At 71.4% G+C, this 10,413-nt stretch carries 9 protein-coding genes; 4 read left to right on the plus strand and 5 right to left on the minus strand.

Annotation, left to right across the window (positions count from 1 at the left end; all coding sequences use genetic code 11):
* Positions 1–50 precede the first annotated feature (50 nt).
* From ABT004_RS34450 to ABT004_RS34460, 3 genes are read right to left on the minus strand one after another with little or no spacing between them, the layout of a single operon-like run.
* Positions 51–1,010 (minus strand): N-acetylneuraminate synthase family protein, encoded by a 960-nt coding sequence (locus ABT004_RS34450; RefSeq protein WP_351345090.1) that lies wholly within the window; start codon positions 1,008–1,010, stop codon positions 51–53.
* A gap of 14 nt (positions 1,011–1,024) precedes the next feature.
* The gene (locus tag ABT004_RS34455; RefSeq protein ID WP_351345093.1) at positions 1,025–2,326 is read right to left on the minus strand and encodes a cytidylyltransferase domain-containing protein; all 1,302 of its coding nucleotides are present in this window, start codon (positions 2,324–2,326) and stop codon (positions 1,025–1,027) included.
* A gap of 38 nt (positions 2,327–2,364) precedes the next feature.
* Positions 2,365–3,666 (minus strand): DUF6716 putative glycosyltransferase, encoded by a 1,302-nt coding sequence (locus tag ABT004_RS34460; protein WP_351345096.1) that lies wholly within the window; start codon positions 3,664–3,666, stop codon positions 2,365–2,367.
* Positions 3,667–3,864: 198 nt separating this feature from the next.
* On the opposite strand from ABT004_RS34460, the gene ABT004_RS34465 reads away from it, so the two are divergent.
* Genes ABT004_RS34465 through ABT004_RS34475 form a run of 3 tightly spaced genes read left to right on the plus strand, consistent with a single transcriptional unit; the run spans position 3,865 to position 7,378 of the window.
* Positions 3,865–4,842 (plus strand): glycosyltransferase family 2 protein, encoded by a 978-nt coding sequence (locus ABT004_RS34465; RefSeq protein WP_351345099.1) that lies wholly within the window; start codon positions 3,865–3,867, stop codon positions 4,840–4,842.
* The gene (locus ABT004_RS34470) at positions 4,839–6,227 is read left to right on the plus strand and encodes a polysialyltransferase family glycosyltransferase (RefSeq protein ID WP_351345102.1); all 1,389 of its coding nucleotides are present in this window, start codon (positions 4,839–4,841) and stop codon (positions 6,225–6,227) included. Before ABT004_RS34465 ends, ABT004_RS34470 begins: the two co-directional genes overlap by 4 nt.
* Positions 6,224–7,378, plus strand: a complete 1,155-nt coding sequence (locus ABT004_RS34475; protein WP_451189729.1) for an acyltransferase family protein — start codon at positions 6,224–6,226, stop codon at positions 7,376–7,378. Before ABT004_RS34470 ends, ABT004_RS34475 begins: the two co-directional genes overlap by 4 nt.
* Here ABT004_RS34475 and ABT004_RS34480 read toward each other — a convergent pair.
* Positions 7,363–8,046, minus strand: coding sequence for a TetR/AcrR family transcriptional regulator C-terminal domain-containing protein (locus ABT004_RS34480; RefSeq protein ID WP_351345106.1), 684 nt, complete (start codon positions 8,044–8,046; stop codon positions 7,363–7,365). The genes ABT004_RS34475 and ABT004_RS34480 overlap by 16 nt on opposite strands.
* Before the next feature lie 68 nt (positions 8,047–8,114).
* On the opposite strand from ABT004_RS34480, the gene ABT004_RS34485 reads away from it, so the two are divergent.
* Positions 8,115–9,584 (plus strand): FAD-dependent monooxygenase, encoded by a 1,470-nt coding sequence (locus ABT004_RS34485; protein ID WP_351345109.1) that lies wholly within the window; start codon positions 8,115–8,117, stop codon positions 9,582–9,584.
* A 28-nt stretch (positions 9,585–9,612) separates the two neighbouring features.
* On the opposite strand, the gene leuE is transcribed toward ABT004_RS34485, so the two are convergent.
* A complete protein-coding gene (leuE, locus tag ABT004_RS34490; protein WP_351345112.1) occupies positions 9,613–10,269 on the minus strand; it encodes a leucine efflux protein LeuE in 657 nt (218 codons plus the stop codon).
* Positions 10,270–10,413 lie beyond the last annotated feature (144 nt).

The following is a 10,413-nucleotide window of genomic DNA, read 5'->3' on the forward strand; positions in this document are numbered from 1 at the left end:
GGGCGCGGCCTCCACCGCGCCCGACCGCCCACGATTCGTTCCGAGGTTCGTCAGACGCCCACCGGCTCGCCGGCGGCGACGGCGATCTCCGCGTCGGCGACGACGCCCGGAACGCGGCGCAGCTTCTTCATCGGGCCGAGCTCGGACTCGTAGACCTTCTTGACGCCGTCACCGAGGGACTCCTCGATGGTGCGGATGTCGCGCACGAGGCGCGTGAGACCCTGCGGCTCCACGGAGGCGGCCTGGTCGGAGCCCCACATGGCGCGGTCGAGGGTGATGTGACGCTCGACGAAGGCGGCGCCGAGGGCGACGGCCGCGAGGGTCGTCTGGAGGCCCGTCTCGTGGCCGGAGTAGCCGATCGGGACGTTCGGGTACTCGCCCTGGAGGGTGTTGATGACGCGGAGGTTGAGCTCCTCGGCCTGCGCCGGGTACGTCGACGTGGCGTGGCACATCAGGATGTTGTCCGAGCCGAGGACCTCCACCGCGTGGCGGATCTGCTTCGGCGTCGACATGCCGGTGGAGAGGATGACGGTGCGGCCGGTGGCGCGCAGGGCGCGCAGCAGCTCGTCGTCCGTGAGGGACGCGGAGGCCACCTTGTGGGCGGGGACGTCGAACTTCTCCAGGAAGGCGACAGCCTCGGTGTCCCACGGGGAGGCGAACCAGTCGATGCCGCGCTTCTTGCAGTACTCGTCGATGGCCCGGTACTCGTCCTCGCCGAACTCGACGCGGTGCCGGTAGTCGATGTACGTCATGCGGCCCCAGGGGGTGTCGCGCTCGATGTCCCACTGGTCGCGCGGCGTGCAGATCTCGGGGGTGCGCTTCTGGAACTTGACGGCGTCGCAGCCGGCCTCGGCGGCGGCGTCGATCAGCCGGAACGCGTTCTCCAGGTCACCGTTGTGGTTGATGCCGATCTCGCCGGTGATGTAGACGGGGCGGCCGGGGCCTGCCTCGCGCGAACCGAACGTGCGGATACGGGAGTCGGACGCGGGGGAAAGGGGAGCGTTGGACATGGTGGGTACGTTCCTTACTTGGTGAGCGGGTCGAGGGAGTCGAGAGAAGGGCCGAGGATCCAGCCGGCGATCTCTCGGATCGCGCCTTCGCCTCCGGGGACGGTGGTGACGGCGCGTGCGGCGCCGCGCACGACGTCATGGGCGCTCGCGACCGCCACGGGCCAGCCCGCGAGGGCGAAGCACGGGAGGTCGTTGACGTCGTTGCCGACGTAGAGCACGCGCTCGGGCGCGATGCCCTGTTCCTCGCACCACTGCTTCAGTGCGAGGTCCTTGCGGTCGATGCCGTGCAGGACCGGGATCTTGAGTTTCCGGGCCCGTGCGGCGACGACCGGGTTCACTTCCGTGGACAGGATCAGCAGTTCGAGGCCGCTCTTGCGGAGGGCAGCGATGCCGAGTCCGTCACCGCGGTGCACGGTGACGAGTTCCCGTCCGTCGGAGTCGATCAGCACCTTGTCGTCGGTCTGGGTGCCGTCGAAGTCGAGGACGACCGCGTCGACGTCTTCCCTGGAGGGGAGGACGGACTGCTGGTCGAAGAGGGGGGCCAGCGCGCGGGCGCGCGCGAGGTCGTGCGGATCGTCGATCTCGAGTACGCGCGCGGGGTCGGTGCGCACCAGTTCGGTGCGGCCGAAGAAGCGGTGCTCGTGGCGGCGGAACCCGCTGGTCTCCATGGCGTAGACGGCGCCGGTCTCCAGGAGGTCCTGGGGCCGGTCCTGGCGCATCTGGCGCTGCGACTTGTCGTGGTTGACGCCGTAGCCGCCGCCGGTCGCGGTCCCGATCCCGGTCTTCCGGTCGGCGAGGACGGCGACGCCGCCCTCAACTGCCGTGCTGTGTACGGAAGCCGACTGCGGTTCGTCCGCCTCGTCCCGCCACACGAACCCGTGGAACGCGGCGACGGTCAGCGCGCTGTCGGCCCCCTTGTCGAGGACCGCGCCGACCACCGCGTCGATGTCCTCCCGTACGAGGAAGGGGCTGGTGCACTGGACGAGCAGCACCACGTCGACGGCCGCGCCGTGCAGCGCCTCGTGCGCGTCCATGGCGTGCAGCACGGCCGCCTCGGAGCTGGACTTGTCGCCGGCGATGGCGGTGGGCCGGATGACGACCTCGGCGCCCGCGTCCCGCGCTGCGGCGGCGATGGCGTCGTCGTCGGTGGAGACCACGACGTCGGTGACCTGCCGGGTGGCGAGGCACTCGCGCACGGCGCGGGCCACCAGGGGCATGCCGCCGACCGGGGCGAGGTTCTTCGCCGGTACGCCCTTGGAGCCGCCGCGGGCGGGGATCACGGCGAGGACGCGGCGGACGGGCTCGGGTTCGGTCATGTGCGCTTCTCCTTCGGGGGGTTGAGGGTTCTGAGGGCTCACAGCTCCCCCATCCGCCGGATCGCGGGGGCGACGCGCTGCACCCCGTGCCGGTAGGCGCCGCGGGCGGCCCGCCGCACGACCTGCCGCACGGGACCCGGCGCCCGGTCGGCCGCGGGCGCGCCGGGCAGCGGGCTGCCGTCGGGTGCGAGGTGGTGGCGGGCGAGGATGCGCGGCAGGTAGCCGGGGGCGGTGGTGCGGCTGTAGTACGGCGCCAGCGGGGGCCGGTCCTCGGCGAGCAGGTCGGCGACCGTGGCCCGCACGCCGTCGAAGGCGCGCTCGTACGTGCCGTCGGCGGCGACGCCCTGCCGGGCGAGCCACTCGGGGTCCGGTGCGGGCCGCAGACCCGCGTCCAACTGGTCCCAGGACGCAAGGCAGTTGGAGCCGGTGAAGTGGTGGTTGCCGAGTGCCTCGCGCACGCCCAGGTCGGTGAGCAGCGCGGTCGGGATGCGCCGGTGCAGGGATTCGAGGGCGGCGGTGGAGCTGACCGTGACGAGCAGGTCCGTGCGGTCGAGGACCTCGCCCATGTTCCCGTACACGAGCCGGAGGTTGGCGGGGAGTTCGCGGCGCTGCGCGAGCTTCTGGTAGGGGATCTCCTCGATGTGCGTGGTGTGTTCGCCGGGCTTGCTGCGCAGCTTGAGCAGCACCTCGCGGTCGGGATGCGACTCGGCGTGCCGCACGAGGCGGCCAAGCAGGTAGTCGCGGTCGGCCGCGGTGTCGGGTACGGACGGCTGGGCGGCGAAGGTCACCGTGTACGGCTCGCGTTCGCCGGTGTACGGCTCGCCGCCGAGGAACGGCAGCGCGCACTCGGTCACCGCGGAGGCGTCCGCGCCCACCCCCTCGTACACGGCGCGGAACCGGTCCGCGTCGTAGGCGGAGTTGGCGAGCACCACGTCGGCGCCGTGCCGCAGGAGGAGGCCGTCGGCGAGCTTTTCGTAGACGACGCCGACGTAGCCGGTGACGACGACGGGGCGCCGCACCGCTCCCCGCCAGGCGTGGGCGAGGCCGTGCAGGGCGGCCTGGACTCCCCCGCCGACGACGGCGAGCACCACCACGTCGTACGCTTCGGGCTCCATCTCGCGGAGGAATTCGACGGCCGTGACCTCGCGCAGGCTGTCGGCGCGGACGCCGATCTCGCGGAGCTGGCGCGGGGTCGGGGTGGCCCGGCCGCGCAGCAGATAGCCGTCGAGTGCGACGCCTTCGGAGGCGATGCGGGCGGCGGTGAGCGACCCCCATTTCCACCGGGTGTCGGAGTCCGCGAGCACCGCGACCCTGAGCGAATTTCCGTTCCTTACTGGCACACCGACGAAGTTAGGAAGCAATTCCGAGCCGCGGCCCAACCAGAATGCAACAAAGGGTTAACAGCAAACCGACGAATGGCGAATCGGCCCCGGAAACGACCCGCGCCAGGGCCGGTTAACGGTCCCGCCACGCTTCGTTCACCTGATATCAAGGCGACGGTCAAGACGAATGCCGGGCCGCACCCTAACGTCACCGTCGTGGTCAAGCTCTCCGTCATCGTGCCGTTCTACAACGTGCAGCAATACGCGCCCGACACCCTCAGAAGTCTGCGAGCGAACGCACGCGACGACTTCGAATTCATTCTCGTCGACGACTGCTCCAAGGACGAGACACCGGACATTCTCGCGCGCGCCGAGCGCGAGCTGCCCGGCGCGGTCGTCGTGCGACACGAACGGAACGGAGGACTCGCGGCCGCCCGCAACACCGGGCTCGACAGGGCCCGCGGCGAATACCTCGCCTTCCTGGACGGCGACGACTGGCTCGCACCCGGCTACTACGCCCGCCTCCTCGCCGCCATAGAGGACCTGGGCTGCGACTTCGTGCGCACGGACCACGTCCAGTGCACGGCGCGGGCCCGCTCGGTGCACCGTTTCCCGCACGGTCTGCGCGACGTCGTCATGGACCCGCGCGCGGCGATCCTGCCGGCCGACCGCTCGACCGCCGTCGACTACGCGTACGCGTGGGCCGGCATGTACCACCGGCGGCTCGCCGACGAGGGGCTGCTGCACTTCACCGACGGGCTTCGTACGGCGGAGGACAGGCCGTGGATCTGGCGGCTGCACCGCGAGGCGAAATCCTTTGCGGCGGTCAGCCCTCTGGGCGTTTTCTATCGCCGCGGCGTCTCGTCCTCGCTCACTCAGATCGGTGACGTACGGCAGCTCGATTTCATCCGGGCATTCGACCAGGTTGTCCGGGAAACGGCACAGGACCGGGATGCGGAACTGCTTCTGCCGAAGGCCGTGCGTACGTACTGCGCCATCATTTCCCACCACTTGGGATCCATCGAAAGGTTCGAACCGCCCGTGGCCCGCACATTGAAGTCGCTCAGCGCGGCCGCGCTCAAGCGCATGCCGCAGGGGGTGCTCGACGACGCGCTCGACTCGATGGACACCCAGCGGGCCACGCGCCTGCGCCGGCTGCGCCGCCGCCCGGTCCGCGCGGAGGTCACGGCATGACGACGCGCACGACGAATCGTGGCACCACGCGCGGTACGACGCGCATCCTGCTGGCCTCGACCCTGTACGGCGCCGCGACGCTCGCGGCCGCCATGGACGCGGACCAGTTCGCCCCGGCGGACCGCACGCTGCTGCTGGTCGCCAACAACGCGGCGACGCCCGAGACCACGCCCGCCGTCGACGAGATGCCCGGCTTCGAGCAGTTGCGGGACCGCTTCGACGGCATCCTGTCGTGGAACGAGGCCATCTCACCCTTCCACCCCGGCAGTTGGTCGCCGCGCACCGACGACATCCCGCTGTGGGAACGCTACTTGCGGCTCACGTGGGACCTCGGCGACGACAACGTCGAGCTCGCCGTGGAGTCCATCCAGGTCAGTCCGGCGATGGCGGTCGCACAGATCTTCGCGGGCGCTCCGGTCGACGTGTACGCGGACGGCCTGATGAGCTACGGGCCGACCCGCAACAAGATCGACCCGCTGATCGGCACGCGCGTGCGCCGCCTGCTCCACCTCGACCTGGTGCCGGGTCTGAAGCCGCTGCTGCTCACGGAGTTCGGCGTCGAGCCCGAGGTCGTCCCTACAGAGGTCTTCCTCAAGGTGCTCGCCGACCTGGGCGACGCGGCGGGCGAACTCCCGCGCCTGCCCGGCGAACCGGCGCTCCTCCTCGGCCAGTACCTCTCCGCGCTCGGTATCCTCACGGCCGAGGAAGAGGAGGACCTGCACGTCCGGATGATGCGCGGCGCCGCCCAACTCGGCCACAAGCACGTGGTGTTCAAACCGCACCCCACCGCCCCGGCCCGCTGGTCGCACCTCCTGGAGAAGGAGGCGGAACGCCTCGGCGTAGAGCTGACCGTCCTGGAGACGCCCGTCCTCGCCGAGGTCCTCTACCAGCGGATGCGCCCGGCCCTCGTCGTCGGCTGCTTCTCCACGGCGCTGCTCACCGCGAGCGCCCTGTACGGCATTCCGGTGGCGCGCGTCGGCACGTCGACCCTCCTGGACCGGCTCACACCGTACGAGAACAGCAACCGGGTGCCGGTCACCATCGTCGACGCACTGCTGCCCGCCCTGGCCGACCGTACGGCCGTCGAGGCACAGGAACAGCCGCTGCGCGTAGGTGAGTTGGACGAGCTGCTGCGCGCGGTCGGCTACGCCATGCAGGCCAAGATCTACCCGGAACTGCGCCGCCCCGCCGAGCGCTATCTCGCGACCCGCCTCGACAACCACACCTGGCGCTACTTCAAGCGGCGCCGCCTGACCTCCCTCGCCCTGCCCGGCGCGCTCCCGTCCCAGTTCGCCTTCATCCCGCGCAACGCGACGGTGCGCAGGGTCGCGAAGCGGGCCCGCTCCCTCAAGCGGGCGGCCGTCAAGCGGGCGGCCCTCGGATGACGGCTCCCGGCACGACGCTGCCTCCGCTCCCCGCACCCCAGACGGAGCCACAGGCGAAGGCCGTGCGCACGCGCCCCACGTCCCGCCTGTACGCCCTGGACGGACTGCGGCTGCTCGCGGCGCTGATGGTGGCGGCGTACCACTACGGGGGGCGGGACGGCGAGGTCTCCCAGGCCTGGGGGTCGTCGCCGCAGGCCCAATTCCCCACGCTGCACGGCTGGTTCGCGTACGGCTGCCTGGGCGTGCAGATCTTCTTCGTGATCAGCGGGTTCGTGATCTGCATGAGCGGCTGGGGCAGACCTCTGCGCTCCTTCTTCGCGTCGCGCGCGGCCCGCCTCCTGCCCTCGTACTGGGTGGCGATCGTCCTGGTGACGGCCGTCTTCGCGCTGCCGGTCGTGGTCTACAAGGCGGTGTCGCCCAGCGACGCGCTCGTGAACCTGACGATGTTGCAGCAACCCCTGGGCGTGGACCGGGTGTTGGGGGTCTGCTGGACGCTCTGGGCGGAGCTGCGCTTCTACGCCCTGTTCGCTCTCTGCGTCGTCCTGCCTGGCGCGACCCGGCACCGGGTGGTGCTGTTCTGCGCGGTGTGGACGCTGGCCGCGGTGCTCGCGGAGGGCTCGGGCGAGCCGCTCGCGACGCTCGTCCTGATGCCGGAGTACGCGCCGTTCTTCATCGGCGGCATCGGCCTGTACCTGGTCCACCGCGACCGGCGCGACGTCACGGCGTGGGGCATCGTCGCGGTGAGCTGGCTGATCGGGCAGCACTTCGCGGTCGACCGGACGTGGCACGCGCCGAACCCGGACTTCTTCTCCTACCGCTCCTCGTTCGGGATCGTCGCGGTGATCACGCTCGGTTTCGCGGCGGTGACGGTGATCGCGCTCGGCTGGACGGCCTGGGCGAACTGGCGCTGGCTGACGGTCGCCGGCGCCCTCACCTACCCCTTCTACCTGGTCCACGAGCACCTGGGCTGGGTGGCGATCGCGGCCCTGCATCGACGCGCGGGACTGCCGTCGTGGGCCACGTTCGGCGCGACGGTCGCCGCGATGCTGACCCTCGCCTGGCTGCTGAACCGCTACGTCGAGAAATGGGCGACGCCGCTGATCCGCAGATCGCTCAACCGGGACCCGCGAGCCGCTCAGCGCACCCCGTAGCGCGCCTCGATCCCCGCGACGATGAGCCGCAGCCCCTCCTCGAACCGCTCGTCGTACGCCGCGAAGAGCTGACCGCCCGCGGCGGCGGCGAGCGGGTAGTCGGCGAGCTTCTGCGCGCGCTCCGCCACGTCGACGACGGGATCCTTCTGGGGGCCCGCGTCGCCGGGCGGCGGCTGCATGCCCTGCTCCTCGGTGACGAACCCGAGCGTGTACATGTACGCGGTGGTGCTCGCCCAGGCGGCCTGGTCGGCGGTGAAGCCGAAATCGATGAGCAGGCGCAGGTTCGCCTCCAGTTCCGGACCGTGGTCGGTGCCCGTGAACCGTGAGCCGCTGAAGACCTTCGCGCCGTCGCGGTAGCTCAGGAGCGTGGCGCGCAGCTGCTGGTTGCCCTGGACCAGCCACTCCTGCCAGGCGCCCGCCGGCTCGTATCCGGCCTCCCCGCCCACTTCGGTCATCCGCCGGAACATCACAGTCGCCATCTCGTCGAGCAGCGCCTGCTTGTTCTTGAAGTGCCAGTACAGGGCGGGTGCCTGCACGTTCAGCTGCTTGGCGATGGCGCGCAGCGTCAGGCCTTCGAGTCCCACGTCGTTCAGCAGGTCGAGGGCGGTGTCGGCGACGTGACTCCGGTCGAGCCCGGGCTTCTCGTTCTGCTTCTTCTTCTCGGCCACGCTTGACAGTTTAACGCCGTTAAGGCCATGCTCGAAACATCGAACTTAACGGCGTTAAGGAGTCGGTGATGGACGCGGCGATGAATGGTGTGGCGACGGACGTACTGATCGTGGGCGCGGGTCCGACGGGCCTGGCGCTCGCGGTCGACCTGGCGCGGCGCGGGACGCGGGCGATGCTGGTCGAGCGGGCGGACGGCCTGTTCCCCGGCTCGCGCGGCAAGGGCCTGCAGCCGCGCACCCAGGAGGTGCTGTACGACCTCGGGGTCCTGGACGCGATCCACGCGGCGGGCACGCGGTACCCGAGCATGCGGGTCTGGGAGGGCTCGGAGCCCGGCCAGGAGTGGGACATGATGGAGCGCTCCGAGCCGAGCGAGCAGGTCCCTTACGCGGAGGGCTGGTTGATACCGCAGGCCCGCACGCAGGAGGTGCTGTACGCGCGGCTGCGTGATCTGGGCGGCGAGGTCCGCTTCGGCGCGGCGCTGAGCGGTCTCGCGCAGGACGCGGAGGGCGTGACGGCGTCGTTCGAGGACGGCTCGGCGGTGCGGGCGCGGTACGCGGTGGCGGCGGACGGCGGCCGCTCCACGGTCCGGCGGGCGCTCGGGATCGGTATGACCGGGGAGACCGTGGACCCGAAGCCGATGCTGGTGGCGGATGTGCGGATCACGGACGACGCACCGCTGCCGGACACCCACTGGCATGTGTGGCCGAAGGCGCCGGAGGGCGGCGTGGCCTTCTGCCCGCTGCCGCCCGACGCGTCGCGGCCGGGCCGCGTCTTCCAGCTGGCGGCGCAGTTCGCGGACGAGTCGGCGGTGGTGGACCCGTCACCGGAGGCGGTGACCAAGCTGCTGGCCACCCGCACCGCGCTCTTCGAGGAACACATCGCCGAGGTGCTGTGGGCCTCGGACTTCAAGGCGCGGGCGGCGCTGGCGGACCGATTCCGGGTGGGCCGGGTCTTCCTCGCGGGCGACGCGGCGCACATCCACTCCCCGGCTGGCGGCCAGGGCCTGAACACGAGCGTGCAGGACGCGTACAACCTGGGCTGGAAGCTGGCGGCGGTGCTGTCCGGCGCACCGGCACGGCTCCTGGACACGTACGAGGAGGAGCGGATGCCGGTGGCGGAGGGCATCCTCGGCATCAGCACCCGGATCCACCGCGCGAGCGCCGGGGGCCCGCCCACGCAGCGAGGCAAGGAGGTGCAGCAACTGGGCATCGGGTACCGGGAGTCGGCGCTGACCCGGGAGACCCGGCCGGGCCTCGCGGACGACTCGCTGCGGGCGGGCGACCGGGCACCGGACGGGCGGCGGGGCGGGGTGCGGCTGTTCGACGCGTTCCGGGGCCCGCACTGGACGCTGCTCGCGGTGGGCGTGGAGGGCGAACTCCCGCGCGCGCACGACGCGTCCATACGCACGGCCCGCATCCCGGCCTACGAGGCATACGGCCGGGGAGTGTTCCTGATCCGCCCGGACGGCTATGTGGCGTGGGCCGGGGAGACGGCGGAGGGGGTGGAGAGGTACCTGGCGGAGACGGGGGTGGCGTGACCGGACCGACCGGCCTCCGCGGCGGGCCCTACACGCTGGCCAGCGACAGCTTCACCGCGAAGCCGAGGAAGAGGACTCCGGCGGCCGAGGTCGCACCCGCGGAGAGGCGCCTGCGGCGCCGGAAGGCGGCGGACAGCTTCATGCCGCTGAAGATCAGCGCCGACAGGTAGAGCACGCTGGCCGCCTGCGCGAAGGCGCCGAGCACCACGAAGGAGAGGGCGGGGTACGCGTAGGACGGGTCGACGAACTGCACGAAGAAGGCGATGAAGAACAGGATCGCCTTCGGGTTCAGCAGGCTGATCACGAACGCGCGGCGGAAGGGCCGCTCCTGGGCGGGCTCCTCCTCCGCGGCGCCGCGCTCGGCCGCGAGCCGCTCCTTGCGGGTGCGCCACATGCTCCACGCGGCGCGCATCATGCCGATGGCGAGCCAGGTCAGGTAGCCGGCGCCGGCGTACTTCACGATCCCGAAGATCAGGGAGTTCGCCTGGAGCAGGGAGGCGACCCCCGCGGCGGAGAGGGTCATCAGGACGGTGTCGCCGCACCACACGCCTGCGGCTGCCTTGTAGCCGGTGCGGATGCCGCGGCGGGCGCCGACGGAGAGCACATACAGCGAGTTCGGGCCCGGCAGGAGGATGATGAGGGCGAGGCCCGCGAGATAGGTCGGAAGATCGATGACACCCAGCATCCCGGGAGTCTCGCACGCACATCCGGTGCCCCGCCCACCGGTCCCGAATCCCGGACGCCGCACCGCCCCCACGCCTCGGGGCTCCGCCCCGGACCCCGCGTCTCAAACGCCGGCGGGGCTGTTTAGCCCCTGCGGCGATTGAGC

It is taken from the genome of Streptomyces sp. NPDC002790, from assembly GCF_040295505.1.
Taxonomy (GTDB): domain Bacteria; phylum Actinomycetota; class Actinomycetes; order Streptomycetales; family Streptomycetaceae; genus Streptomyces.

Excerpts from the sequence above, each read along its gene's own strand:
- ABT004_RS34450 (WP_351345090.1), bottom strand. The coding sequence starts at position 1,010 with ATGTCCAACGCTCCCCTTTCCCCCGCGTCCGACTCCCGTATCCGCACG.
- ABT004_RS34455 (WP_351345093.1), bottom strand. The coding sequence starts at position 2,326 with ATGACCGAACCCGAGCCCGTCCGCCGCGTCCTCGCCGTGATCCCCGCC.
- ABT004_RS34470 (WP_351345102.1), top strand. The coding sequence starts at position 4,839 with ATGACGACGCGCACGACGAATCGTGGCACCACGCGCGGTACGACGCGC.
- ABT004_RS34475 (WP_451189729.1), top strand. The coding sequence starts at position 6,224 with ATGACGGCTCCCGGCACGACGCTGCCTCCGCTCCCCGCACCCCAGACG.
- ABT004_RS34485 (WP_351345109.1), top strand. The coding sequence starts at position 8,115 with ATGGACGCGGCGATGAATGGTGTGGCGACGGACGTACTGATCGTGGGC.
- leuE (WP_351345112.1), bottom strand. The coding sequence starts at position 10,269 with ATGCTGGGTGTCATCGATCTTCCGACCTATCTCGCGGGCCTCGCCCTC.